This window comes from Paenibacillus sp. MMO-177, assembly GCF_037147795.1.
In the GTDB taxonomy this organism is placed as follows: Bacteria; Bacillota; Bacilli; order Paenibacillales; family Paenibacillaceae; genus Pristimantibacillus.
In genome coordinates this window covers 856,261-883,183 of sequence record NZ_JBBCUR010000003.1, presented here as the reverse complement: position 1 = coordinate 883,183, position 26,923 = coordinate 856,261, and the positions used below count along the sequence as shown (strand labels likewise).

The window sequence follows — 26,923 nt, the reverse complement described above, 5'->3', positions numbered from 1 at the left end:
ATGAATTGCTTCACAATTCATTAAGCAGATGCTTACGAAGTATGAATTGCTTCGCAATTCATTAAGCGAATGCTTACGAAGTATGAATTGCTTCACAATTCATTAAGCAGATGCTTACGAAGCCATAATTGCTTCGCAATTATTTGAGGAGGAACCCAAACATGAAATTTACCGATGGTTATTGGCAAATTCGCGAAGGCGTTCATATGCAACATCCGGTTGACGTTCGCGAATTGAAAGAAAAGAACGGCAAGCTGACGGCATACATGGCAACAAAGCCAGTTGTAATCAAAGGCGATACGCTGAACGGCACGATGCTTACAGCGGAGATCAGCTCTCCAATTCCTGACGTCATTAAAGTTCGCTGGATTCACCATGCCGGCGTAAAACAAGTTGGCCCTGAATTCGAAACTCTTGTTGATGCAAATCATAGCGTATCCGTCGAACACGACGAGCAATACACAACCTTGACAAGCGGAGGCCTGCAGGCACGCATCCGTAAATCGCCGACTTGGGGACTGGAATTCATCCAGAACGGCCGCAAGGTGACGGGCACAGCGCAAAAGGCTGCGGCTTACGTACAAGAACAAGGCAAAGCGTTCTTCCGCGAAATGCTGGATCTTGGCGTTGGCGAGCAAGTATACGGTCTTGGCGAGCGCTTCACTCCGTTCATCAAGAACGGCCAGGTCGTTGACTCCTGGAACGAAGACGGCGGCACAAGCTCCGAGCAAGCGTACAAAAACGTTCCATTCTACCTGTCCAGCGCAGGTTATGGCGTATTCGTCAACCATCCGGAACGCGTATCGTTCGAGATTGGTTCCGAGGTTGTATCGAAGGTTGGCTTCAGCGTACCGGGCGAGCATCTGGAATACTTCATCGTAGGCGGCAAAACGCTGAAGGATGTGCTCGACAACTACACGAAGCTGACCGGCAAACCGGCATTGCCTCCGGCATGGTCGTTTGGCCTGTGGCTGACAACGTCGTTTACAACGGACTATGACGAAGCAACGGTTAACAGCTTTATTGAAGGAATGGCTGAGCGCAATATTCCGCTTCATGTCTTCCACTTCGACTGCTTCTGGATGAAAGAATACGAATGGTGCAACTTCGAGTGGGATGCGGACATGTTCCCGGATCCGGAAGGCATGCTTCGCCGCCTGAAGGAACGAGGTCTGCGCATTTGCGTATGGATCAACTCCTATATTGGCCAAAAGTCTCCTCTCTTCCAGGAAGGCATGGAAAACGGCTACCTCGTCCGCAAACCGGACGGCAGCGTATGGCAATGGGATAAATGGCAAGCGGGTATGGGCCTTGTCGACTTCACGAACCCGGATGCGGTGAAATGGTACAAAGGCCATCTGAAACGTCTGATGGACATGGGCGTTGACTGCTTCAAAACGGACTTCGGCGAGCGTATCCCTACGGATGTCGTTTACTTCGACGGTTCCGATCCGCAAAAAATGCATAATTACTATACACAGCTGTACAACAAAGCGGTATTCGAAGTGTTGGAAGAGAACCGCGGCAAAAACGAAGCGATGCTGTTCGCTCGTTCGGCTACGGCAGGCGGTCAGCAATTCCCGGTACACTGGGGCGGCGACTGCTCGGCAAACTATGACTCGATGGCGGAATCGCTCCGCGGCGGCCTGTCGCTTGGCCTGTCCGGCTTTGGTTTCTGGAGCCATGACATCAGCGGCTTCGAACGGACAGCTCCGCCGGATATTTACAAACGTTGGGTAGCCTTCGGCATGCTCAGCTCGCACAGCCGTCTTCACGGCAACGAATCGTACCGTGTGCCTTGGCTCTTTGACGAAGAGTCCGTTGACGTCCTTCGTTACTTCACGGAGCTTAAGAGCAGCCTGATGCCTTATCTGTTCAACCATGCGGTTGAAGCAACGGAGAAGGGCGTACCGATGATGCGCGCGATGGTTCTCGAGTTCCCTGAAGATCCAACGACTCATTATCTGGACCGTCAATATATGCTGGGCGAAAGCCTGCTTGTTGCTCCAATCTTTAATACCGAAGGTACGGCGAAATATTACGTACCGGCGGGCAGATGGACCAGCCTGATCGACGGCACGACGGTTGAAGGCGGCAAATGGGTGGAAGAACAGCACGGCTACAGCTCGATTCCGCTGCTTGTTCGTCCGAACACGCTTCTTGCGATCGGCAGCAACAACCAAAAGCCGGACTATGACTATGCGGATAACGTAACGCTGCACCTGTTCGAGCTGGAAGACGGCGCAACGGCAAAAGCGGTTATCCATGATCTGAACGGTCAGCCGCAAGCAACAGCTGCGGCGGTTCGCAAAGGCAGCACAATCGAAATCAGCTATGAAGGCACAGGCAAGCCATGGCAGGTCGTTCTGCGCGGTATTGAGCAAGCGGCGGCTGTAGAAGGCGCTGACTCGCAGCAAACATCCGAAGGCTTGAAGCTTGTTCCAACCTCCGGTCAGAAGATCATTGTAAAACTGTAAGTTGTAAAACGATAGGCGACCGGCCGCTTGCTCCCAAAGAGCAAGCGGCTGTTTGCCCATTCGTACGTAACAAAGATACGCGCAGCAATAGAAAAAGCCCGGAAAGGGAGTTTCACTCCCCTCTCCGGGCTAACCAATATCTATTTGCCGAAGCGGAACCAGCTCAGCTTCGTTTCGCCTTCGCCTTGAACAACCAGATACACTTGGTGGTTGCCGGCTGCTTGCTCAATCGATCCGGTGACTGTCTGCCAGGCGGGGCCTGCTTGCAGCGTGAGACTGCCGGCGAGAGGACCGTCCGGAGCATCCAGGCGGATCTCCAGGGCTGCGCCTTTCGCAGACAAGGCTCTTGCTTCGAAGAAGCAGATTTCTTCGCCAATCAAAGCGTCATCGTAACGAAGCCATGCCGTAGAAGCCGTTGTTGATGCGCTGTCGCCGCCTTCGGTATTGTCGCTGATGATGACATTGGAGTAATCGTCGTAATTCACGGCGGCAGTAACTTGGGACAAATCGCGCGGCGGAATCGTCTCGCCGGCAACGGTTAAGGCTCCTTCCAGGCGAATATCGCCGGAGGATGCGCCAACGAGGAACGCATAGCTGCCTTGCTCGACGCACATTTTGCTTCTGGTCACATCCCAGAAGGCGAGAGCGGAACGGTCCAGCTCGAAGCTTACTTCCCTTGATTCGCCGGCAGCTAGCGCAATGCGTTCGAACGATTGGAGCTGTCTGAGCGGACGTTTCACGCGGGATTCCAAGGCTCTTGTGTACAGCTGCACCACTTCTTCGCCGTCTACTTCGCTAGTATTCGTAATGCGGAATCTAACGGTAACCGTATCTTCAGACTGCTCAAGCGCCAGAGCATCGTACTGGAAGCGGCTGTAGGACAGACCGTGTCCGAATGGATACAATGGCTTCCCGGCAAAATACTGGTAAGTGCGTTCGCTTTTGATAATGTCGTAATCCATAAATTCGCCAAGCTGGTCAGCCGACTCATACCAGGTCATGTTGACGCGTCCAGCCGGGTTGTAATCGCCGAATAGGACGTCTGCAAGCGCATGGCCGAGCTCTTGACCGGCATGCGACAGATAGACGATCGCAGGTATGTTCTCCTGTACCCAAGGCATGGCGAACGGATAGCTGCCGACAATAACAACAACGGTATTGGGATTAACGGCGTAGACTTCGCGAATGAGCTTTTCTTGATAAGCGGCAAGCGTCAGGTCAGGGCGGTCAATCGTCTCTTTCCCGTTAATGAGCGGGTGGTTGCCGACAACAACAACCGCAACTTCGTTGTTGCGCGCAGCAGCAATCGCTTCCTGCAGGCCGTCGGTTTCTTTTTCAACCGCAAAAGGCTCTGCAATAATCGCATCGCCATCTTGGACTTCCAAGGCTCCGGTCTCCGCATTTACGGTTACGGGGCGATTGTTCCAAGTCGTAAAGGTCACGACGTTCTCGTCATGCTGCGGGCGGACGTGGAAGACTTCCTTGGTGAACCATTCCCATATATGCTCGGACGATGCGGTGATTTTCTCATCGTCGGTTGTCAGGTAGAGTTTGTTGTTCTCTGCGATGAGCGTATGGCTGTCCCAGCCCCAGTCGGTCGTCTCGAACAGATCGGCAGAGTCTGCGCCTTGGGAGCTTGCGGACAGCGAGTTTTTCTCGTCGCTTCCTAGCGTGACGTACTTGCCGTTCTTCAGCGATTTAAGCTTCACGCGATTGCTGCCCGTTGCAAGGGTTACCGCTTGATGGGCACCGTTCAATTTCTTCCGGATGCCTTCGAATGGGGAAATGGAATATGGCATAAGACCGCTGTACCAGTCGCGGTAGACGATGCCCGCCAGCGGGCCGATAACGGCAGCTTTGCTCAGTTTTTCCGAGGATAGCGGCAGCAGGCCGTCGTTTTTGAGCAGCACGATGCTTTTGCGTACGGCATCAAGGGCAAGCTTGGCATGCTCAGGCTTCATGATAACCGATTCGTCGATTGCCGCGTACGGGTTGCGGTCTGCCGGATCGAATTCGCCAAGGCGGAAGCGGACGCGGAACGTGTTGCGCAGTGCAATATCGAGATCGTTTTCGGTCAGCATTCCTTCGGCCAGCGCATCGCGGATCGCCTGCTTCGAGATCGGATGATCGTCGGTGATGCTGTCTACGCCGGCTTTGATCGTCAGAGCTACCGCTTCCTTGTACGTATCGACGTAATGATGATCGTTGACGGTGCCCAGCACGTCGCCGGCGTCGCTTACGACAAAACCGTTCATGCCCCAATCCCGCTTGACGATGTTGTTCACATCCGGATTGATGTTGGCGGGAACGCCGTTCACCGAATTGTAGGCGGTCATCATCGACAGCGCTCCGCCTTCCTTGAACGGAATTTCGAACGCTTTCAGGTAGTATTCGTTTTTGTTGCGAGGGTCCAGGCTGACGGAGCATTCTCCGCGATTGATCTCGTTATTGTTGCCGATAAAATGCTTGAGCGACGCGACCGCTTTCACGTAAAACGGATGGTCGCCCTGGATGCCTTGGGTCAGCGCGGCGGACAGCTTGCCCGTCAGATGCGGGTCTTCGCCGTAAGCTTCTTCGGTACGGCCCCAGCGCGGATCGCGCTCCATGTCGACGGTTGGCGCCCATAACGTCAGACCGTTATGCGTCGGATTCTGGGCATAGAAGCCGCGTGCTTCGTCGCCGATGACGCTGCCGATTTTTTTCAGCAGGTCTTTGTCCCAGGTACAAGCGAGGCCAATCGGCTGAGGGAAAGTGGTTGCTTCGCCCAGCCAGGCCATGCCGTGCGCCGCTTCGGTGCCATGCTTGTAGGCTTTAACGCCAAGATGAGTAATCTCGTCCTGGTACTGGCACATCAGATTGATCTTTTCTTCCAGGGTAAAACGGTTAACCAAATCATTAACGCGCTGCTCGAGCGGCAGGTCGGGGTTTTGAAATGGATAGTTCTGCTTGGAATGTTGGGTCACGACAAAAGTCAGCTCCTTTAATTGTAAGGGGTTTCAAAAATTCTAACATGCCGGCGCAACCGTTCATACCCGACAAATTGGAGATAAAATCCCTGTACAATTAGCGGTTGAACCCCTAGAATGTAAACGCAATCAAATTTTTCTGTTATGGTGACAGGGGGCTTGCAAGATGTTTCAGATGTTCTCGCACCTGCTTAACAACGTGAAGTTGAGAACAAAGCTCATCCTATCCTGTATCGTAGTCGCATTCATCCCAATTCTGATCGTTGGCGTGTTTCTGACAAACGAGCTGCGCAATATGGCGCTGGATAACGCGATGGAGCAGACGCATACAAACGTACAGCGCGTCAAAGCAAGGACGACCGAGCTCATGAATGTGGCTTACGACAGCGCTTACCGTCTGGAGAACAGCCGGCTGGAGGCGGTGACGAACCGGAAATACGAATCGACCTACGAGGTCGTTAAAGCATACCGGGAATATACCGATTTCAACGAGATCCGGCAGCAGCACGATGAAGTCGCCAATATTCGGTTTTACATGGAAAATCCGACCATGCTGAACAACTGGGATTTCATCCAGCCGGACAATTCGATTAAGGAAACCGTTTGGTATACGAAAGCATTAAAACCCGGCAGCGGCGTGAATTGGTATTATCTCGAGGATGAGCGGGACAAGCGGAATTATTTAAGTCTCGTGCGCGGAATAAGCTTTTCGAGCAACCATACGAGCGGCGTCTTGGTCATTACTCTTAATATGCAGGCGCTGAACAGCATCCTGAATCAGGAATCCTTCGAGACGATGATTGTTGACGACAATAACCGGATAGTTGCCGCAAACCGGATAGGCCGGGCGGGGAAAACGCTGCAGGAAATTGACTACGAGCAAAGTATCGTGGAGGAGAAGAGCGGTATGTACTCCGCGAATATTGACGGTCAAGCCTCGCGCGTCCTGATAGAGCCCTTGATACCCGAAGCAAGCGGAAATACGCTGCGCATTATTTCCGTATTTTCGGTTGATACGATTGTAGCGGATGCGAATCGGATTAATTCGCTTGCCTTAACGGTTATTTCAATCAGCTTGATTATTGCCATCTTCCTGATTATAGGCGTATCCACGATTATTACGAAGCGGATGCTCCGCTTGAGCAAGCATATTACGAAGGTTGCGACCGGCAAGCTGGACATCGTCATGGAGATTGACGGCAGGGATGAGATTGGACAGCTGTCCAGGCAGTTTAATTCCATGGTGTCGAGCATTAATAGCCTCGTCGAGGAAGTCCAGGAATCCAACAAGATGAAGAGTCTGCTTGAAGCCAAGCAGAACGAAATCAAGCTGAAAATGATGGCCAGCCAGATTAATCCGCATTTCCTGTTTAATGCGCTGGAATCGATCCGGATGAAAGCCCATTTGAAAGGGGAAAAGGAGATCTCGCAGGTTGTCCGCCTGCTTGGCAAGCTAATGAGGCGCAGCATCGAGGTCAGCCAGCGGCTTACGCCGCTTGCCGATGAGATAGATATTGTCCGCTGCTATTTGGATATTCAGAAATTCAGGTACGAGGACCGGTTATCCTACGAGCTTCATGTGGATCCGGCTGTGGAAAGAGTGTCCATTCCTCCGCTTATTATTCAGCCGCTTGTCGAGAATGCCGTTATTCACGGCTTCGAGAACAAGATGGAGGGCGGCATGGTAACGGTTCGGGCAGCAAGGGAAGGCGATTATGTCCGGGTTGACGTCATCGATAACGGAGCGGGGATGTCCCGCGAGAAAATAGATAAGCTTACCCAGCATTTGAACGAAACAGAGGATGCAGAGAACAACCGGATTGGTCTGCGCAATGTTCATTTACGACTGCAGCTGACGTACGGGCCGGAGCACGGGCTTCATTACGAGAGTGAACCGGGTATAGGGACGAAGGTCTCCTTCACCTTACCATTTGGGGAGGATTTATATGTATAAAGTATTGCTTGTAGACGATGAACCGATGATCCGGGAAGGTCTTCGGACTTTGCTGGAATGGGAGAGCCTCGGTTATGAGGTGGTAGACACCGCAGCCAACGGCAAGGATGCCCTGCAGAAATGCGAGCAGCATGAGCTGGATCTCATTATCGTGGATATCCGCATGCCGGAGATGAACGGCCTTGAGCTGATCCGAACGATCCGTGAAAACGGCGGCACGATGCATGTATTGATCCTAAGCGGTTACGCGGATTTCGAATATGCCAAGCAGGCTATTGTCCAGCGGATTGACGGGTATTTGCTGAAGCCCGTTGACGAGGACGAGCTGATGGAATACTTGCAATCGCTGAGGAAAGAGCTGGATCTTGAGTATGAGACCCGTCGGAAGCGCTTGGACGAACGTCAAGGGACTGCGGAGGATGATTTGAAGCGGCTGCTAGCCGAAGGAAGCACGGGTTCAAACATTTCTCAACTGTCGGCCTCGCTGGATTGGAAGGAGTTCGAACTGCTTCTCATTAAGACGCATGAACGGAACGAAGAGGAGACAGCCGGACATGCCCAGATTAAACGCAGGTTATCCGAGCGGCTGGAGCAATCCGGCACGGGTCTGGCTGTCGCGATGGAGCCGTATTTGCTGATCCTGCTGAACAAGGGTCTGGACAATGAGCGATTCCGCCGGGAAATGTATGCGACGATTGCCGATGCCTGCGAAGAATTGGCTTCGGATTTTACCGTCGTGTCGGGAGGCAAGGCAGCGTGTAACGCGGATATTCCGGTTATCTATAAAAAAGCGCTTGAACGGATGAAAAACAGGTTCTTCCTGGAAAGCGGACAGATTATGACGGAGGATCTTCAATTGCCGGGAGGCAATGGGGATGCCAAGGCGGACTTGGCCGGAACGGCGGAGAAGCTTTACCTGGCGCTTGAGATTGTCAATAGGGAAGCGATCCGGCAGCAGATCGAGGAATCCGCGGAAGCGATGAAAGCTATAGGATTTGGCGAAGCCGAGATGAAAGCGGCATTCGTCGAGCTTGTGTCGGTCGTCCTCGATAAGCTTGCGTCCAAGCGGCCGGAGCTTCCGGTCCGCGATTACCGGCAGCGCATACCGGAGCTTTTCCGTGAATACCGGGTCAACTCGTTAACCAGACTCGCTGCGGCTATTATCGATCAGATTGCCGACGCTCTCGACAATTCGTCCGCGGACAAGCAGATCAATCGCATGATCGACCTGATTCACCGGAATTACAAGGAGAACCTGAAAATGGAGACGCTAGCCGAATTGTTTAACTATAACAGCGCTTATCTCGGAAAGCTGTTTAAGCAGGTTACAGGGGAAAACTTCAACACGTATCTGGATAAAGTACGGATGGAACAAGCGAAAATATTACTTGAGCAAGGACTGAAGGTATATCAGGTTGCAGAGATGGTCGGATACGCAAACGTTGACTATTTCCACAGCAAATTCCGCAAGTATGTAGGCTCTTCGCCGTCTGTTTATCGAAAGAAAGATTCCTAAAAGGAACGCGTGGTTTTCTCTCACCCGGAGAAAATCATGCGTTTTTTTGATATGGTGAATCCGCTTACACTAATTTTTATATGATTTTATGCCAAATCCTTTGGGTACCGAGATCTGCCATGTATCCGTTATCATGAATGCATAAGGCAGGAGGGATACCGATGAAAGCGGTCACAACTAGCGTTCAGCAGCAGACGCGAAAAAAAGAGAGAAACTTTTGGAAAACAGCTATCCGAAACAAATACTTATACATGATGTCGCTGCCTTTCATAATCTGGGTGTTTGTATTTAGTTACTATCCGCTCTGGGGCTGGACAATGGCCTTCCAGAAATACAAGCCGGCCAAATCGTTCTGGGAGCAGGACTGGGTAGGCTTCGACCAATTCAAAATGCTGTTCCAGGACGATACGTTCTATCTTGTTATGAGAAATACGCTGGCGATGAGCTTTATGGGAATTATCGCAGGCTTTGCGGTACCGATCATCTTCGCGGTTCTGCTTAATGAAGTTCGCAGCATGGCATTCAAACGGTTTGCCCAAACCGTCTCGTATCTGCCTCACTTTGTATCCTGGGTAGTTGTTGCGGGTATCGTATCCAAGATGCTATCGGCCGACCACGGTACAGTCAATGAAATTCTGATGTGGTTTGGTTTAATTGATCAGCCGATTCAGTTCTTGGCGAAGCCGCATTACTTCTGGGGGATTGTCACCATCTCTGATGTGTGGAAAGAGATGGGTTGGAACACCATCATCTATCTGGCGGCTATTGCAGGCATCAGCCAAGAGATGTATGAGGCAGCAAAGGTAGACGGAGCGAATCGAATCCGCCAGATTTGGCACATTACGCTGCCGGGCATTCGTTCAACGATTGTTATCCTGCTCATTATGTCGATCGGTCACTTGATCCAGATCGGCTTCGAGAAGCAGTTCCTGCTTGGCAACAATCTTGTTCGCGACTACTCGCAAGTTCTTGATTTGTATGCGCTTGAATACGGCTTGCAGATGAGCCGTTACTCGTTTGGTACAGCGGTTAATATTTTCAACTCGGTTGTTAGTATTATTCTTCTGTTTGCGGCAAATGGACTGTTTAAGAAAATTACGAAAGAAAGCATCATGTAGGGAGGAGTGTGAGCCATGACATCAAAAAGACTGCTGGGCGGCGCGCCTCTGTCAGACCGGCTTCTGAGTGTGTTCGTATACGTATTTGTCATCTTCGTAATGATCATCACTTTGTATCCGTTCCTGAACGTGCTTGCTCTTTCATTTAACGATTCGGTAGACAGCGTAAGAGGCGGGATTACGATTTTTCCGCGTGATTTTACCACGGAAAACTATAAAGTAATCTTCTCCTTCGGCGGCTTGATTACCGGCTTCAAAATCTCCGTATTACGTACGGTAGCCGGTACAGTAGTAGGTTTGATCAGTGCTTCGATGCTCGCGTTTACGCTGAGCCGGCCGGATTTCCAGGGACGCAAGTTCGTATCCGTTTTCCTGGCGTTGACCATGTATGTATCGGGCGGTCTGATTCCGGTCTACTTCCTGATCCGCGACTTGCACATGATGGGAACGTTCTGGGTTTACATCCTTCCTGGTCTCGTAAGTGCGTTTAACGTATTCGTCATCCGCTCCTTTATGGATGGCATTCCATATGCGCTGCAAGAGTCGGCCAAGCTCGACGGCGCGAATGACTTTACGATCTATTGGCGCATTATTCTTCCTATGGCAAAGCCGGCGCTCGCAACAATCGCTCTGTTTCTTGCCGTTGGTCAATGGAATTCCTGGTTTGATACTTATCTCTACAACGGTTCCAAAGCATCGCTGACTACGCTGCAGTTCGAGCTGATGAAGGTACTGCAAAGTACAACTTCCGGCAATAACGTGGATATCCATAACTCGAACATGACGCAAATGATGTCGTCGGTTTCCCCGGAATCCGTCAAAATGGCGATTACGATCGTCGTAACCGTACCGATCTTGGTTGTTTATCCTTTCTTGCAGAGATATTTCGTTAAAGGCATGACATTAGGCGCCGTAAAAGGCTGATCTGATGGTTAGAAGCGGTATTCTTGGGGAAACCCGTTAATACAATACGGACTTCATAAATATATAGGAGGGTTATTACATGAATCAAATCAGCAAATGGTCAAGCCTGGCATTGTCTACTACGTTAGTTGCCGGTTTGCTGGCGGGCTGTGGCAGCAATAACAATGATGAAAAGAATAGCAGCAGCGCAAATACTGGCGGCAATGCAACAAACACGGAGTCGGCTGCTCCGGAAGATACTTCACCGCTCACATTGACGTATTACAGTGAAGACCCATCACCAAACTGGGCAAACATGCAAGATGAGATCGGCAAAACCCTTACTGCGAAAACAGGCATTACTCTTAATGCGGAATTTGCAGTAGGAGACGCGGTTCAAAAATCGTCCCTGATTGCGGCAAGCGGCGAATACCCTGACCTCATCAGCGCAAAAGGCAGTATCAGTAAATTTGTTGATGCCGGCGCGGTTATCGATTTGACAGATCTGATTGATAAATACGCACCTCACCTTAAAAAGCTGTATGAAGGCCAAATGAGCCGTCTTCGTTACAGCAATGATGACCATTCGATTTACGTTATTCCAACCTATGCAGCCGTCGGTCAGCAATACTTCAACGCAGGTGGTGGTTTTGAGCTGCAGCACCGTGTTGTGAAAGAGCTGGGCTACCCGCAAATCCGTACGGTAGCGGATTATGAGAAAGCAATCAAAGATTACCTTGCCAAGCATCCAAAAGATGAAAATGGCAACCCGAATATCGGGCTGTCGCTGAATGCTGACGACTGGCATATGTTTATATCTGTAACGAATCCAGCATTCCTTACAACTGGCGGATCCGATGACGGCGAATTCTATATCGATATTGATACGCAAAAAGTTACGTATCACTACCGCCGTCCGGAGGAGAAGGAATACTTCAAATGGCTGAACCATATGAATGCGGAAGGTCTCTTGGATCCTGAAAGCTTCGTCCAAAAGTATGATCAATATAAAGCGAAAATCGCTTCCGGCCGCGTTCTTGGCTTGATTGACCAGGACTGGGATTATGGCGACGGCGAGAAGGCTTTGAAAGCAGCAGGTAAATTCGATCAAGGCTACGGCCATTATCCGGTTACGTTGTCTGAAAAGTACAAAGATACTTCGTTCTGGCCAACAGGCTATATGGCTGGCACCGGCGTAGCGATTTCCAAGGATAATCCGGATCCGGTTCGTACAATCAAATTCCTTGACTATCTGGCTTCCGATGAAGGTCAAGTTCTAGTGAACTGGGGCATCGAAGGCAAGCAGTACAATGTAGTTGACGGCAAACGCGTAATTCCAGAAGAAGTAAACAAACGTAAAATCAATGATGCAACGAACTTTACGAAAGAAACTGGCATCGGTCTCTACAACCTGCTTAGCGGCCACTACGGCGACGGCGTGAAGGATCCAAGCGGCAACTATTACACAACGAACTTCCCTGAACAAATCGTTGCCGGCTTTAACGATGTAGAGAAGGAAACGTTGAAAGCTTATGGCGCTACAACCTGGAGAGACCTCTTCCCTAAAGCAGAGGAGTTCAAGGTTAAGCCATGGGGTGCTGCTTGGAACATCCCGGTTCCTGGCGACAGCGAAGCGGTTGTGATCGAGAAGAAACTGCAAGATATCACCTGGAAACGTATTCCTGAAGCAATCTTGGCTAAACCGGAAGACTTCGATAAAATTTGGGATTCCTACCAACAAGAGTTGGTAAAAGCTAATGTTGAGAAAGCAGAAAAAATCCGCGAAGATTTGGTTAAAGCTCGCGTGGAGCTGTGGAGCGAATAATACGCAATTAATGATAAGAGAGCCCCAATGATGCGGGCTCTCTTTGGCTTAGGGAGACGGAGGATGCGTTATGGGGAAAGCACGGGATTGGAAGCTCTGGTATGAACAGCCGGCATCGGTATGGGAAGAAGCCCTGCCAATCGGCAACGGCCGGATTGGCGGAATGGTATTCGCGGGCACGGAAACCGATCAAATTCTGCTGAACGAGGATACGTTATGGGCCGGTTTTCCGCGGGACCCGATTAATTATGAAGCCCAGCGGTATTTGGCCAAAGCAAGACAGCTTATATTTTCCGGGAAATACGCGGAAGCCGAACGGCTGATTGAATCCACCATGCAAGGTCGGGATGTCGAGCCTTACTTGCCGCTTGGCGGTATTTCGATCGTGCGCAGAGATGAGCAGGAATCCGCCGTATCGCAGTACAAGCGGGAACTGCATCTGAATGACGGGATTGCCGCAGCCAGCTACCGGGATGGCGCCGTTACGGTAAGTTCCCAATATTTCGTGAGCGTACCTGACCAAGCGCTAGTTGTCCGTTATGAAGCTGCAGGCGGGACTTTAAACCGCGATATTGTGATCAATTCCTTGCTGCAGTACCGGTTAAGCGAAGCGGCAGAGGGACAGCTTCATCTGATTGGACAAGCTCCAAGCCATGTGGCCGGCAATTATCATAAGGATCATCCTATGGATGTTCTCTATGAGGAAGGGCTTGGGCTGCCTTTCGAGATCCGGGTGCAGGTAGAGACCGATGGAACGGTGAAGAACGGTGAGAGTGGACTCGAGATCAGGAATGCGACATTCCTTCATATTTATTTAGCAGCCGAAACCGGCTTTGCCGGATACGATCAGCCGCCGGACCCCGAAGCTTGCTCGGCACGCTGCGCTATTCGCCTGAAAGCGGCTGCCGCTCGCGGTTTCGAGGCGCTGCGAAGCCGTCATACCGAGGATCACCGTTTATTGTTCGACCGTGTATCCTTTTCTTTAGCAGATGACACGGATGGATCGGACAAGCCAACCGACCTCAGGCTTTCGGACTATCAATTAACTAAGCAAGACCCTCATTTGGAAGCGCTCTATTTCCACTTCGGCCGTTACCTTCTGATGGGAAGCTCAAGGCCGGGCACTCAGCCTGCCAATCTGCAGGGGATATGGAATCATCATGTATCGCCGCCATGGCATAGCGATTACACGATTAACATTAATACGCAGATGAATTATTGGCCTGCGGAAGTATGCAACCTCAGCGAATGCCACGAGCCTCTCTTCGCCATGCTTAAGGAAATGAGCGAAGCCGGTTCGCGTACGGCGAGAATTCATTATGGCAGCAGAGGCTGGACTGCCCATCATAATGTGGACATTTGGCGGATGACGACGCCAACAGGCGGAAGCGCAAGCTGGGCATTCTGGCCGCTTGGCGGAGCATGGCTTGTCCGTCAGGTATGGGAGAGCTACCTGTATAATCGGGATAAGGATTTTCTCGGCGAGATAGCTTATCCGCTGATCAAAGGAGCGGCGTTATTCTGCCTGGATTGGCTGATCGAAGGACCAAACGGCGATTTGATTACGAATCCTTCCACCTCGCCGGAGAACAAGTTCCTGACAAGCGATGGAGAACCTTGCAGCGTTTCGTATGGTTCGACCATGGATATTGCCATCATTCGTGATCTATTCCAGAACTGTCTGGAAGCTATTGAAGTGCTTGGTCTGGATGAAACGGAGTTCTGTGATGAACTCCTTGCGTCGCTGGACCGTCTTCCCGGTTATAAGATTGGCCGTCATGGCCAACTTCAGGAATGGTATGAGGATTTCGAAGAGAGCGAACCGGGACATCGTCATGTCTCGCATCTATACGGGGTGTATCCGGGCAAGGAAATTAACGAAAATACGCCGGAGCTGCTGGACGCGGTTGTTGCGACGCTTGATCGCAGACTGGCTAATGGCGGCGGGCACACTGGATGGAGCTGCGCTTGGCTGCTGAATCTGTTCGCCCGTCTGAAGGATAAGCGGCAAGCTTATGGCGCCGTACAGACTTTGCTGGCTCGATCGACATACCCGAATCTGCTTGACGCCCATCCGCCGTTCCAGATCGACGGAAACTTCGGCGGAAGCGCTGGTATTGCCGAGCTGCTTGTTCAAAGCCATCTAGGTTATATCGACTTGCTGCCTGCGCTGCCAGCATCGTGGACTAATGGTCAGATCAGCGGCTTGAAGGCAAGAGGCGGATATGTGGTTGATGTGGAATGGGCGAATGGAACGCTGAAGCGGGCTGCCATAGAGGCGAGAATAAGCGGCGTTTGCAAGCTTCGGTATGAAGGTTCTATCCGCGTGGAGGATAAGAAAGGAACGGCAGTTGCTCTTAGCGACGGCGGTTTTGAAGCGGAGCAAGGCTGTACTTATTACGTTTATACGGAAGCTAATGAAGTGGAAAAATAGTTGTCCCGCCTGGTTGAATGCGGTAACCGACACCTCTTTCTAAAAATATGATGCTAGTAATCGTCATAGGTGAGAGGAGATTCATCATGTCAAACGGCAAGAAGGCAAGAATCAGTTTATCTCCGCCGGAATTTACGTATTTTAATGAAATCAAATATTCGGTTGGCAAAGATCCGCTTGTTAAGGTTGGCCAGCTGGAGGATCACGGAGACGGTCAATTCGGGATTAAGCTGTTTGTAAAAGGGATCAAGAAAGCAAAAGCGTTGGCAACCCTAATCGCCTCGGACAAGATCATCGGCGAGATCAGCATTCACGTTAAAGTAATCAGCAGCGGGAAGACGATCAGCCCCATCGCGCGTACCTTGACGGCTAAAGAAATCGCGGGACTGTACCGGATCGCATTTCGTACAAACCGGATTTTCCAGTTTGTCGCCCTACGGTCTATACTTGGCCACACCTTCGTTTATCCTGTATTCCGAATTAAGGTCGTCCAGTTCTATAATGATGACCTCTCGGACTTCTACGGAAACTATAATAACGTAGCGGCTTTTGTGTTCCGCAATGTTCTCTTGAGCGAAATCGGCGGAGTCCACATCCAGTTCTCAACGGCTAAGAAGAAAAGATGCAGGAAGAAATAAGTTACTGTCCGAAGCGGCTGTGCAGGAAACCCTGTACAGCCGCTTTTGTTTTTTTTCCTTGCGGACGTGTGTATCCGTCAAGTAAATTGAGAGGTATACATCCAAGTGAAGGACTGAGCGCCAATGTTCACCCGATTATTCCGCTTGTTAACGCCGGCTACGTTTAAAAACCGGATACTGCTGTCCCTCCTGATCTTTCTTCTTGTTCCTATCGCGCTGTTATTTCTATACAATTTCCGGGAGACGGAGGAGCTGCTCCAGCGGAACGCATCCGACAAAAACATCGAGCAGCTGGAAGAGCTCAAGACCGATCTTGTTGATCTGATGAGCCTTGTCATGAAGACGGGGATGCTGCTCGAGCAGGATTCCGTTCTTCGCCAGGTCATGCAGAAGCCGGAGCAATACGATGCCATCAACCGCAAAAAAATTGTTGAAAATAAGTTCGCCGGTATCGAAAACAGCTTTTTCCTTACCGGAGCTACGGTCTACTACACCTTGATCGACTTAAAAGGAAACGCTTACACCTCTTATACGCCGGAGAATTCCTTGAATTATGAAGAGATCAGCTCGGAGGCCTGGGTACGGGAACTGAAGCGGGAAGGCGGTCAGCGGTATATTTGGCGCACGAATGATCAGTCCACCGAAATACGGGAGGTAAAGGGCAACCGGATGCTCAGCCTTTTTGAAGTATTGAGGGACGACGGTCTGAAGCCTTTTGCTTACGGGCGGTTCAGTATTGATTACGAAGCATGGTTTGCGGAGAAAACGCAAGGAAGCAGCGGGGAAGGAGCCTATTTTCTGCTGGATGCCGGCGGAAATACCATCCTCCAATCCTCCCCTGAAGAAAGCGTGCCGCCAGCCGTTGCCGCGTCCATCGCGTCAGCCGGCCGGAACGGGGAGAATGATGCCTCCTCCACATCCATCTTGAATAACCAGATGATGTATACGTATAGCAATGTTCAGGAACTGAACGGTTATCTTGTTAAGAAGGTTCCTCTATCGCTGCTGTTTAATGAGGTGGACAAGCAGAAGAAGCGTTCTTTTGCCCTCTATATCGCCATTCTAATCTTGTTTATGCTGATGATTTACTTGATCTCCTCCACGGTTACAGGACCGCTCAAGCTGCTTCAGCGAAAGATGGAAACAACGGTCAAATCCAATCTGAGGGCCAAGCTGCCAGAGCAAGGCAGAGGCGAGATTTTGGCCTTAACCCGAAGCTTCAACTCCATGATTGCCGACATTAACGGTCTCCTGGAAAGATTAAAGCTGGAGGAAAGGCAGAAGCAGTTTGTCCGGTTCCAGGTGCTGCTGGGGCAGATGAATCCCCATTTTCTGCTGAATACGCTCAATACGATCAAAAGCATAGCCTTGGATAAGGACGAAGACGATATTTACGATATTTGCGTAGCGCTCGGAAAGATACTGGAAACGACGCTGAATACGGAGGCTGACCTTATTCTTCTCAAGGAAGAGATCATCCTCATTGAATCTTATATGGATATTCAGCGGAAGCGGTTCGGACATGGCATTGAGGTTCAATACGAAGTCGAGGGCGAGCTGGAATTTGCGCTAATTCCGAAGTTTAGTCTGCAGCCGCTCGTCGAAAACTCGCTGCTTCACGGATTTGGACAATCCCAGCGGGAAGGGCGCATCGTTATACGGGCAACTAGCCGGGGCAAGCAGCTTATTCTGGAAGTGATCGATAACGGAGTTGGGATCGAAAAAGCGAAGAATAGGCAATCCGCGCGGAAACGGAAAAGCATCGGTATCCAGAACCTGCGGGAGAGTCTGGAGCTTTTGTTCAAAAATCAGCCTTCGGGACTCCAGCTGGAATCGTCGGAAGAAGGGACGCGGGTGACGATGAATTGCCCGCTGCTGTTATCCAAACCTTATACGGAGGAGGGGCTTACCCATGTGGCGGACATTAATCGTTGAGGATGAGCAGCATGCAAGAGCAAGCTTGCGCAAATTATTTTCGAAAGCGGATATTCCGTTTGAGATTGTTGGTGAAGCGGCAGATGGCGAAGAAGGGCTGCGGATGATCCGGGAGCTTCAACCCGATGTCGTGATATCCGATATTTTTATGCCGGTGATGGACGGCGTACGGCTCTTGCAGCTTGCCAGGGAGGAAGGCTTGGAATGCCGGTTTGTTATGCTTACGGCCGTCAGCGAATTCGAATATGCCCGTCAAGCCGTAGAGTATGGCGCATCGGGGTACTTAATGAAGCTGTCTTTGGATTTGGCAGGCTTAAGGCAGGCGATGGAGAAGGTAGCCGCCGAGCTTGCGAGAATGGAGAAGCTGCGCAAGGCGGATAAGTGGTTTCCGGAGAAGACGGCGCAGGAGCCAACCGATCATCCGGAGATGAACCGCATTATTGCCTATATTGAAGAGCATTTCGCCGAGGACATCACCTTGAAGAGTCTCGCTGATTGGATCCGCATGGATGCCAGTTACGTCAGCGATTTGTTCAAGAAGAAGACGGGTTCCACCTTAACGCATTATATCCAGAACCGCCGCGTGACGGCAGCCAAAATGCTGCTCGCCGAGACCGAGCGGACCGTCAGCGATATCGGCCGGACCGTAGGTTTCGAGAATGACAACTACTTCATCAAAATCTTCAAACGATGGTGCGGCGTTACGCCAAACGAATACCGCAAAGAACAAAAATTCGTTCTATGATTCCCCAAACGCTGTTCATCCCCCAATTGCCGGGCAGGTGATAAAGTTAAAGACGTAGCAAACAGGCTGGACATCTTCATAAGGGGGAAAACGAATGAGAAGAAAAGGCTGGTTAAAGACAATACTGATTACGACCTTGGCTGCCACGATTCTTGGGGCATGCGGAAGCAACGGCGGCAATAACGGAAATACCGGTGCAAGCCCCGGAACGGCAAGCGAATCGCCGGCAGGCAAACCCGGTGAAAAAGTGAAGCTTACCCTGTGGGGAGCCGTTCCCGCGGAAGCAGGCCCTCAAGCCGTCATTGACAACTGGAATAAGGAAAATCCGGATATTCAGGTTGAATACATCCGCTACGTGAATGATGATCCGGGCAACCTGAAGCTTGACACGGCGCTTATGACCGGACAGGATGCGGACCTCTATATCAACTACACGCTCACCCGTCTGCAAAAACGCGTTGACGCTGGCGTAGCACTCGATCTTAGCGGCAAAACCGATTACAACATCGATGATCAGATGGGGCAGGATGCCGCGCAATGGAAAATCGGGGACAAATATTACGGCATTCCTACAAAGAAAAATATGCTGTTTATATGGCTGAACAAGGATTTGCTGGATGCTGCCGGACTGCCGATCCCTTCTGTGGACTGGACTTGGGATGATTTGAGAGAGTACGCGAACAAGCTGAAAAAAGACAAGGTATACGGACTCCTTCAGCATGATGCTGCGTTCACTGCTACAATCGACGGAACGATTGCCGGTCTTGGCGTAACGAAGCCGGACGGGACTTCCAACTTCGATAACGATCTCTGGAAGAAACAATTGCAAACGGTGCATGACATGATGTTCGTAGACAAATCGACGCCGGAATACGGCGAGCAGGTAACGAGCAAGATGCCGGTAGACACGATGTTTCTGAAAGGCGAGGCAGCGATGCTGTCGGCAGGCGAATTTATTTTCCGTAACGCAAATGACCTGACCAATTTCCCTCATGACTTCAAAATCGCGTTCGCAACGATCCCTAAAGTAACGGCGGACCAGAAGGATTACAAATATCCGGGCGGTCTAGGCGACGTGCTTTCCGTAAACGCGAAATCCAAGCATCAGGACGCTGCCTGGAAGTTTGCGAAATGGTATGCGGACGGCGGCATGCTGCCGATGGCAAGCGGCGGACGTATTCCGTCATCGAAGAGCGTAGACAACAAACAAGCGATGGATCTGCTGCTTAAAGGCGTAGAAGACAAGTACGATACCGAATCAATGAACAAAGTCGTATTTGGCCAGTTCCCTTCGTTCCAGCTCAGCGTACCGCAGCAGGCTTTGGATGCGCGGAAGGAAGAGTACGAGAAATTTTTCCTGAACGAGCAGGATCTTGATACGACGCTCAAAAATATGGCCAAACGTCATCAGGAATATATCAAGTAACCGAATATAGCCTTTCAGCCCCCAAGAGAGAAGAAGGATTCCCCGCTTCCTTCTTCTCTCTTTGCTATATTCAGACGGCTCTATACGATCAAGAAAGGCGGCGTTTTCTGTGAAAAGGAAAAGCTGGATTCAGAAGCAAGGCTGGATTGGTTACGCGTTTGTTTTACCGAATATGCTGGGCATAGTGGCCTTCTTTATTTTGCCTGCCCTGTATTCATTCTTCATGATGTTTACGGATTATCAATTCGCTAATCCCAACTGGAAGTTCACCGGCATGGACAATATCAATCGTTTGTTCGGCGATGATCAGTTCTATGCCTCGCTTAAGCATACCGCCATCTTCCTGTTCTCCGTTCCCGTCTCGCTGGGGCTGGCGTTCCTCGTTGCGCTGGTGCTCAACCGCAGCGTGTACTTGAAGGGATTGCTCAGGGGGATGTTCTTCCTGCCGTATATTTCAAGCGGCGTAGCGGTTGCGTTTGTCTGGATGCTGCTGTTCCAGCCGTCCCAAGGGCCAATCAATGAAGTGCTTCGCTTTATCGGGATCGTATCGCCTCCGGGCTGGTTTGCGGACACAAGCTCGGCGATGTATGCGATCGACGTTATCCAAATCTGGTTTATGCTTGGCTACAACATGATTATTTACCTGGCGGCCCTCCAGGAAATCTCGACCGAGCAGCTGGAAGCCGCGCGTATCGACGGAGCAGGTTCGGCTACCATTACATGGCGAATCGTATGGCCGCTTGTTAGTCCAACAACCTTTATGCTGCTTATTACAGGTCTGATTATGACCGTTAAGTCCTTCTCTCTTATCCAGGCTATTACGGGCGGCGGCCCGAGCGGAAGTACGACCATTCTGTCGCTGTTCGTCTACAAAACAGCCTTCAGTTACTACGAGATGGGTTATGCGTCCACGATATCGTGGTTCCTGTTCGCCTTTATTCTTATCATTACGATCATCCAGTGGGTTGGCCAAAAACGCTGGGTCCATTACTAAGAGAGGAGCAAGCCTGATGATTGAAACCAATAAGAACCTCTCGGTTAAGCTTTCCGTTACGATCTTGATGCTGATCGCAGGGTTGTTCATGATTGTCCCTTTCTTATGGATGATCAGCACATCGTTCCAGACCCCAAGCGAAGTATTTCGCCAATGGCTTCCTTCGAGGCTCGACTGGAGCAGTCATAAGAGGATTTGGTCGGGAAGCTACAACTTTCTGCCTTATTATTTGAACTCACTGAAAATATCGGTGATAGGCACGGCCGGCGCCGTCTTGATGTCGGCTCTTGCCGCTTACGGTTTTGCCCGTACGGAATTCAAAGGGCGGAACACCCTATTTATGGTCTATTTATCCATGATGATGATCCCTCCCCAGGTTATTTTTGTACCGAAATTCATTATGTTTAACTGGCTTCATATTTATAACACGCATTGGGCGCTCATATTGCCTGCCATGTTTTCGATCTTTGGCGTGTTTATGCTCCGGCAGTTTTTCCTGGGCATTCCGAAGGAGATTACGGAGTCGGCCTTTCTTGACGGGGCGGGACATTTCCGGATATTCTTCCGGCTTGTTCTGCCGCTGGCTAAGCCGGCCTTGGCGACGTTTGCGATTATCGATTTTTCCTGGCAATGGAACGATTACGAGAATGCGCTTGTCTTCCTGCAAAGCCCCAAGCTGTATACGATTCCTCTTGGCCTCCAGAATTTCGTTCTGGAAAACAACGTTGACTACAACGGCATGATGGCAGCCTCTTCGGCGGCAATCGTTCCTATGATTCTAATTTTCCTGCTTGGCCAGAAGTACATTATACAAGGTATTTCCAGTTCGGCCGTGAAAGGCTAAATTGAAGGAGGCTTATGACATGAGACATGAGACGGTAAAATCCGATGTAACGGTTATTGGCGGAGGTCTGGCAGGAATAAGCGCGGCGATAGCCGCGGCGAGATTGGGGCAAAAGGTCGCGCTTGTCCATAACCGGCCGGTGCTTGGCGGCAATTCCAGCTCCGAAGTGCGGGTATGGGTATGCGGCGCTACCGGGCATGGCGTTAACCGGTATGCCCGGGAAACGGGCATCATGGGAGAACTTTTTATTCAGAACCAGTACCGCAATCCGGAAGGCAATCCGTACCTCTGGGATGTGACGCTGCTGGAAGCGGTAAGAGCGGAGCCTAATCTTACCTTGTATATGAATACGGATGTCAGGGAAGCGGAGGCAGACGGAGAACTCGATGACAGGACCATCCGCAGCGTAACGGGCTGGATGATGGGCTCGGAGCGGGAAATTACGTTCGAGAGCGACGTATTCCTTGACTGTACGGGAGACGGATTGGTTGGCTTCCTCGCGGGGGCGGCATACCGCATCGGCCGGGAAGCCCGCCAGGAGTACGGGGAGGATTGGGCACCGGAGGTTGCCGACGAGATTACGCTGGGCAGTACCTTATTGTTCTACACGAAGGATACCGGCAAGCCGGTCCGGTTCGTTGCTCCATCGTTTGCGAAAGACATTACGACGACCTCGATTCCGCTCAAGCGCGTGATCCGCAGCGGCGATTCCGGCTGCCATTACTGGTGGATCGAATGGGGCGGCGAGCTGGATACGGTTCATGAGAACGAACGGATCCGGGATGAATTATGGTCCGTAATATACGGCATTTGGGATTATATTAAAAACTCGGGGAAATTCGAAGCCGAGAATATGACGCTGGAATGGGTAGGCTCCATTCCGGGCAAGCGCGAATACCGGCGCTTTCTGGGCGATACCATCCTGACGCAAAACGACGTGATCTCCCAGCGTCCGTTCGAGGACAGGATCGCCTTTGGCGGCTGGTCGATTGACCTTCATCCGCCGCAAGGCATGTACGCAACCGAAAGCGGCTCCAAGCATCTCCATGCCGACGGCATCTACCATATTCCGTTTGGCTCCTTGTACTCCCGGAATGTCGGCAATCTGCTGTTCGCGGGACGAAATATCAGCGCCTCTCATGTTGCCTTCGGTACAACCCGCGTTATGGCAACCTGCGCGGTAATGGGGGAGGCGGCCGGCGTTGGTGCCGCGCTGTCCGCGAGCAAAGGCATTACGCCGCGCGAGCTGCGCGAGCGGCATTTAACGGAGCTTCAGCAAACGATGCTGCGCATGGATGCTTCTATTATTGGTCTGCGCAACGAAGATCCGGCTGACTTGGCGAGAACGGGAACGGTGACGGCATCCAGCACGATGACACAAATTCGGCTTGACCGTCCGGCTGAAGAGTATCGGCTTGCTGCGGATGTCGGATTTACGTTTCCTGCGGACGGCGGCTTTGAAGGATTGCGGATTCTGGTGTCAACATCCGAAGCAACCAGCTTGACGGTTGAGCTCTGGGATACGGGGCGTCCGGAGAATTATGTGCCCGCTGGCTTTAAGCAAGCCTTAACTATCCCGGTTGGAGCGGGAGAGAACCAATGGCTGGACGTGCCCGCAGACAGTGCCCTTTTTGCTAATGAACCTTGCAATGTGTTTGTCATTGTTCGGGCAAATGAAGCGGCAAGTCTCCATACGTCTGCCGTGCCGGTAACCGGCGTGCTGGCGTTTGAGAGAGGCGTTAAGCCGATGGTCAGCTCCGATCTGGAGGACCATCAGCCGGATCAGCCGGTAATTGAATGGTCCATGAAACGACTGGTTCGGAAGCCTTTCTGCTTTGCGGTTGGCACAAAAGCTTTCGCGCCGGACAAAGTCATTGACGGCTATGCGCGTCCGTATGGCGGTCCGCATCTGTGGGTGTCCCAGCCGATAGCGGAGGGCCGGGAAGAGTGGGTGGAGGTTGCGCTTGCCCAGCCGGCCAATGTAAAGGAAGTTCATATCACCTTTAACGATGACGTGAACGAGGATTTGATTAATCTACATCACCACGAGACTCCGTTCCTTGTCATTCCGGAGGTTGCCAAATCGTATGAGCTGCAGGCATGGACGAACGGCGAATGGATTACGGTCGCGAGCGACAACGGGAACCGGACGCGTAAAAAAATCCACACGCTGGGCAAGCCGGTACGGACGGACCGGATTCGGACCGTAGTGAAGGAAACCAACGGCGGGGAACATGCCGAAGTGATTGAAATCCGCATTTATGAATAGTGTTATCATTAAAAACAGCAGTGCAGAGGGCAATCCTTGCACTGCTGTTTTCGTATTTAGTTCCCTTCTGCGGAAGCTTTATTTGACTAAACATCCGCATAGCTGCATGGTTAGGCGGTACTACTTCACACGGAATTACCTCAACAGCAGATAGCAGAGATCTACGTTGGATTTAATACAGTAATATGGAGCGTTCCTAGTGGATCAAACGATCTACGTTGGATTATCTCCAATAGAATTAGCTCAATTTGGGATCAATCGGCTCGTTTTCGGCCTTTATGATGGAGTGATTCCAACGTAGCTCGAAGTGGTTCCTCATTTTGCTGAATTCACTGGAAGAAATCCAACGTACGGTGATAAAACACCAGTTTATTCATGAGCAAGGATGTTGATAAGCTGGCCAAACGGGTCGCGGACATAGAATCGCCGAACGCCCCAAGGCTCATGAACAGGACCATATTCTATAGGAAATCCAGCTCTCTTCATGCCTTCCAATGCGGCATCGATATCGTCGACTTCAATCGATAGGTTGGGCGTAGGCGTATCTGAGCCGCCCTGTGAAGCAAAACTAATCTGAATGCTCATTTCCTCATGTAAACCATAGGTTCGAATCCAACCATGATCCATTAATAAATCAAGACCGAGCACATCCTGGTAGAAGCATTTTGCCGCTGCGGCATCCCTTGCATGGATATTGGCGACGATTCGTTTGACCTTCATTTCAGACCTCCCGGCAAGAAGCAGATTATCCTTCGATATAGAATACATTCGACGGCTCTCCGTTCATTCTTCTTTGCTAAGAACAAAATTTAACGAGGCTGCAAGCAACTCAATAAATTTTCTTTCGAAAAGGAATTGAAAAATACAGGGCGGCATGTATAATGGAGTTAAGCGCTTAACTAACTTTACTTAACTTTGTTGCAAATTGTCGAATGAAATCTTTATACTTACTTACTTCATGACAAATTAAGCGATTAACAAAACGGGAGGTACTATGACTACTATCCGATTGACGATGGCCCAGGCTTTGTTTCGGTTCCTCGATGCGCAATATGTTTCAATCGATGGCGAGGAGATCAAGTTCGTTCAAGGCGTCATGGGGATTTTTGGACACGGCAATGTGACGGGAATCGGCGAAGCGCTGGAGTATAGCCCCGGCAGCCTGACTCTAATCCAAGGCAAAAACGAGCAGGGCATGGTGCATGCGGCTGCCGCCTTTGCCAAGCAAAAGAACCGCCTGCAAATCTATGCTTGCACTTCTTCGATCGGACCGGGCGCGCTGAATATGGTAACCGCCGCCGGTACCGCTACCGTGAACCGCATACCCGTACTGCTGCTGCCCGGAGACAACTTTGCATCCCGCCAGCCGGACCCGGTGCTTCAGCAGCTGGAAGTCGCTTCCGATTATACGGTGTCCGCTACGGATGCTTTCAAGCCGGTCAGCAAATATTGGGACCGTATCGTAAGGCCCGAGCAGCTCATGGCCGCAGCGCTCCAAGCGATGCGCGTTCTCACGGACCCGGCTGAGACGGGGGCGGTAACCTTGGCACTGCCGCAGGATGTGCAGGCGGAAGCTTACGATTACCCGGAAGCGTTTTTTAGTAAGCGTATTCATTACCTCGACCGCCGTCCGCCTGCTCAAGGTGCGGTTGAGCGCGCGGTGGAACTGCTGAAGGGCAAGAAGAAACCGCTTATTATTGCCGGCGGAGGCGTCTTGTACGCTTCGGCCGTGAGCGAGCTTCAAGACTTGGCGGAGACGTACGGCATTCCGGTAGCGGAGACGCAAGCCGGGAAAAGCGTGCTCCCATGGAATCATCCGCTGAATGTTGGCGGCGTTGGAGTAACGGGAACGTTGGCTGCCAACCTGCTGGCGAAGCAAGCCGATGTCATCATCGGCGTAGGTACTAGGTATTCCGACTTCACCACATCTTCCAAATCGGCTTTTGCGGATGATGTTCAATTTATAAATATCAACGTAAGTCCGCTGGATTCCGCCAAATGGGGCGGTGCGGCCTTGACAGGCGATGCCAAGCTGGGACTTACGCAGCTTGCCGAGGCTCTTGCGGCATCCGGCTACCAAACCGGTTATGGCGTCCATGAAGTTGCGGATCTGAAGAAGATCTGGGATGCCGAGGTAGACCGGTTATACACCTTGGAGCATGAGCAAGGACTTGCACAGACCCATGCGCTTGGCGTTATTCAGAACGCGATTGATCCAAGCTCCGTCATTGTTTGCGCGGCAGGCAGCCTGCCGGGGGATCTGCACCGTCTTTGGAGACCGGCCGAACCAAAGACTTACCACATGGAATACGGTTTTTCGTGCATGGGTTATGAGGTGAGCGGAGCGTTTGGCGCGGCGCTGGCAACAGCCGGCGAGCGGGAAGTGTACGCCATCGTAGGGGACGGAAGCTACTTCATGCTTCATTCCGAATTGATTACAAGCCTGCAGGAAGGCGTTAAAATCACCATCTTGTTATTTGACAATCACGGCTTCCAATGTATTCATAACCTGCAGCGCGGCCACGGAAGCGAAGGCTTCGGCAACGAATTCCGCTTCCGCGACAATGCTACGGGACGACTTACCGGCAGTTATATGCCGATTGACTTCGCAGCCCATGCCCGCAGCCTAGGGGCCAAAGCCTATAAGGCGAATTCCGCGGAAGAGCTTAAGGCAGCGCTCCTTCAAGCCAAGCAGGAGACGATATCGACTTTGATCGAAATTCCTGTCGTGCCGGGTACCAATACAGCCGGTTACGAATCCTGGTGGAACGTTGGCGTGCCGGAAGTATCGGTCAGCAATAAAGTGCTGGACGCCCATCTGGACATGAAGCAGCGAATTCGCGCCGCTAGAACGATATAAGACGTTAAGGGAGCTGAGG

At 51.3% G+C, this 26,923-nt stretch carries 17 protein-coding genes; 15 read left to right on the top strand and 2 right to left on the bottom strand.

Going from position 1 to position 26,923, the window contains the following annotated elements:
* Positions 1–161 precede the first annotated feature (161 nt).
* Positions 162–2,477, top strand: coding sequence for an alpha-xylosidase (gene yicI, locus WFK81_RS15390; protein ID WP_336787272.1), 2,316 nt, complete (start codon positions 162–164; stop codon positions 2,475–2,477).
* 140 nt (positions 2,478–2,617) lie between these two features.
* On the opposite strand, the gene WFK81_RS15385 is transcribed toward yicI, so the two are convergent.
* Positions 2,618–5,440 (bottom strand): glycoside hydrolase family 3 protein, encoded by a 2,823-nt coding sequence (locus WFK81_RS15385; protein WP_336787271.1) that lies wholly within the window; start codon positions 5,438–5,440, stop codon positions 2,618–2,620.
* Positions 5,441–5,609: 169 nt separating this feature from the next.
* Between WFK81_RS15385 and WFK81_RS15380 the strand changes: the two genes are divergently transcribed.
* The 13 genes from WFK81_RS15380 (at position 5,610) to WFK81_RS15320 (ending at position 24,044) form a co-directional block, all read left to right on the top strand.
* Positions 5,610–7,397, top strand: coding sequence for a sensor histidine kinase (locus WFK81_RS15380; protein ID WP_336787270.1), 1,788 nt, complete (start codon positions 5,610–5,612; stop codon positions 7,395–7,397).
* Entirely contained in the window at positions 7,390–8,913 is a 1,524-nt protein-coding gene (locus tag WFK81_RS15375) for a response regulator transcription factor (protein ID WP_336787269.1), read from the top strand. The genes WFK81_RS15380 and WFK81_RS15375 overlap by 8 nt, the downstream gene beginning before the upstream one ends.
* A gap of 161 nt (positions 8,914–9,074) precedes the next feature.
* Entirely contained in the window at positions 9,075–10,031 is a 957-nt protein-coding gene (locus WFK81_RS15370; protein ID WP_336787268.1) for an ABC transporter permease, read from the top strand.
* Between the two features lie 15 nt (positions 10,032–10,046).
* Positions 10,047–10,955 (top strand): carbohydrate ABC transporter permease, encoded by a 909-nt coding sequence (locus tag WFK81_RS15365; protein ID WP_336787267.1) that lies wholly within the window; start codon positions 10,047–10,049, stop codon positions 10,953–10,955.
* Positions 10,956–11,034: 79 nt separating this feature from the next.
* Entirely contained in the window at positions 11,035–12,759 is a 1,725-nt protein-coding gene (locus WFK81_RS15360) for an ABC transporter substrate-binding protein (RefSeq protein ID WP_336787266.1), read from the top strand.
* A 70-nt stretch (positions 12,760–12,829) separates the two neighbouring features.
* Complete coding sequence (locus WFK81_RS15355) at positions 12,830–15,193, top strand: glycoside hydrolase family 95 protein (protein WP_336787265.1); 2,364 nt, start codon at positions 12,830–12,832, stop codon at positions 15,191–15,193.
* An 86-nt stretch (positions 15,194–15,279) separates the two neighbouring features.
* Positions 15,280–15,831: a hypothetical protein gene (locus tag WFK81_RS15350; protein WP_336787264.1), complete on the top strand. Its 552-nt coding sequence runs from the start codon at positions 15,280–15,282 to the stop codon at positions 15,829–15,831.
* A gap of 123 nt (positions 15,832–15,954) precedes the next feature.
* The gene (locus tag WFK81_RS15345; RefSeq protein WP_336787263.1) at positions 15,955–17,766 is read left to right on the top strand and encodes a cache domain-containing sensor histidine kinase; all 1,812 of its coding nucleotides are present in this window, start codon (positions 15,955–15,957) and stop codon (positions 17,764–17,766) included.
* Positions 17,744–18,511: a response regulator transcription factor gene (locus tag WFK81_RS15340; protein WP_336787262.1), complete on the top strand. Its 768-nt coding sequence runs from the start codon at positions 17,744–17,746 to the stop codon at positions 18,509–18,511. Before WFK81_RS15345 ends, WFK81_RS15340 begins: the two co-directional genes overlap by 23 nt.
* A 94-nt stretch (positions 18,512–18,605) precedes the next feature.
* The gene (locus WFK81_RS15335) at positions 18,606–19,937 is read left to right on the top strand and encodes an ABC transporter substrate-binding protein (protein WP_336787261.1); all 1,332 of its coding nucleotides are present in this window, start codon (positions 18,606–18,608) and stop codon (positions 19,935–19,937) included.
* A 109-nt stretch (positions 19,938–20,046) separates the two neighbouring features.
* Positions 20,047–20,931: a carbohydrate ABC transporter permease gene (locus WFK81_RS15330; RefSeq protein ID WP_127498227.1), complete on the top strand. Its 885-nt coding sequence runs from the start codon at positions 20,047–20,049 to the stop codon at positions 20,929–20,931.
* Positions 20,932–20,947: 16 nt separating this feature from the next.
* On the top strand, positions 20,948–21,775 hold the full coding sequence (locus WFK81_RS15325) for a carbohydrate ABC transporter permease (protein WP_336787260.1): 828 nt from the start codon (positions 20,948–20,950) through the stop codon (positions 21,773–21,775).
* 1 nt (position 21,776) lies between these two features.
* Complete coding sequence (locus WFK81_RS15320; RefSeq protein WP_336787259.1) at positions 21,777–24,044, top strand: FAD-dependent oxidoreductase; 2,268 nt, start codon at positions 21,777–21,779, stop codon at positions 24,042–24,044.
* A 369-nt stretch (positions 24,045–24,413) separates the two neighbouring features.
* Here the strand turns inward: WFK81_RS15320 and WFK81_RS15315 are convergent, their stop codons facing one another.
* Positions 24,414–24,764 carry a VOC family protein gene (locus WFK81_RS15315; RefSeq protein ID WP_336787258.1) on the bottom strand — a complete coding sequence of 117 codons (351 nt, stop codon included), beginning with the start codon at positions 24,762–24,764 and terminating at the stop codon, positions 24,414–24,416.
* 274 nt (positions 24,765–25,038) lie between these two features.
* Here WFK81_RS15315 and iolD point away from each other — a divergent pair, with 274 nt between their 5' ends.
* The gene (gene iolD / locus WFK81_RS15310; protein ID WP_336787257.1) at positions 25,039–26,904 is read left to right on the top strand and encodes a 3D-(3,5/4)-trihydroxycyclohexane-1,2-dione acylhydrolase (decyclizing); all 1,866 of its coding nucleotides are present in this window, start codon (positions 25,039–25,041) and stop codon (positions 26,902–26,904) included.
* The last annotated feature ends 19 nt before the right edge of the window (positions 26,905–26,923 follow it).

Excerpts from the sequence above, each read along its gene's own strand:
- yicI (WP_336787272.1), top strand. The coding sequence starts at position 162 with ATGAAATTTACCGATGGTTATTGGCAAATTCGCGAAGGCGTTCATATG.
- WFK81_RS15380 (WP_336787270.1), top strand. The coding sequence starts at position 5,610 with ATGTTTCAGATGTTCTCGCACCTGCTTAACAACGTGAAGTTGAGAACA.
- WFK81_RS15375 (WP_336787269.1), top strand. The coding sequence starts at position 7,390 with ATGTATAAAGTATTGCTTGTAGACGATGAACCGATGATCCGGGAAGGT.
- WFK81_RS15370 (WP_336787268.1), top strand. The coding sequence starts at position 9,075 with ATGAAAGCGGTCACAACTAGCGTTCAGCAGCAGACGCGAAAAAAAGAG.
- WFK81_RS15365 (WP_336787267.1), top strand. The coding sequence starts at position 10,047 with ATGACATCAAAAAGACTGCTGGGCGGCGCGCCTCTGTCAGACCGGCTT.
- WFK81_RS15360 (WP_336787266.1), top strand. The coding sequence starts at position 11,035 with ATGAATCAAATCAGCAAATGGTCAAGCCTGGCATTGTCTACTACGTTA.
- WFK81_RS15355 (WP_336787265.1), top strand. The coding sequence starts at position 12,830 with ATGGGGAAAGCACGGGATTGGAAGCTCTGGTATGAACAGCCGGCATCG.
- WFK81_RS15350 (WP_336787264.1), top strand. The coding sequence starts at position 15,280 with ATGTCAAACGGCAAGAAGGCAAGAATCAGTTTATCTCCGCCGGAATTT.
- WFK81_RS15345 (WP_336787263.1), top strand. The coding sequence starts at position 15,955 with ATGTTCACCCGATTATTCCGCTTGTTAACGCCGGCTACGTTTAAAAAC.
- WFK81_RS15340 (WP_336787262.1), top strand. The coding sequence starts at position 17,744 with ATGTGGCGGACATTAATCGTTGAGGATGAGCAGCATGCAAGAGCAAGC.
- WFK81_RS15335 (WP_336787261.1), top strand. The coding sequence starts at position 18,606 with ATGAGAAGAAAAGGCTGGTTAAAGACAATACTGATTACGACCTTGGCT.
- WFK81_RS15325 (WP_336787260.1), top strand. The coding sequence starts at position 20,948 with ATGATTGAAACCAATAAGAACCTCTCGGTTAAGCTTTCCGTTACGATC.
- WFK81_RS15315 (WP_336787258.1), bottom strand. The coding sequence starts at position 24,764 with ATGAAGGTCAAACGAATCGTCGCCAATATCCATGCAAGGGATGCCGCA.
- iolD (WP_336787257.1), top strand. The coding sequence starts at position 25,039 with ATGACTACTATCCGATTGACGATGGCCCAGGCTTTGTTTCGGTTCCTC.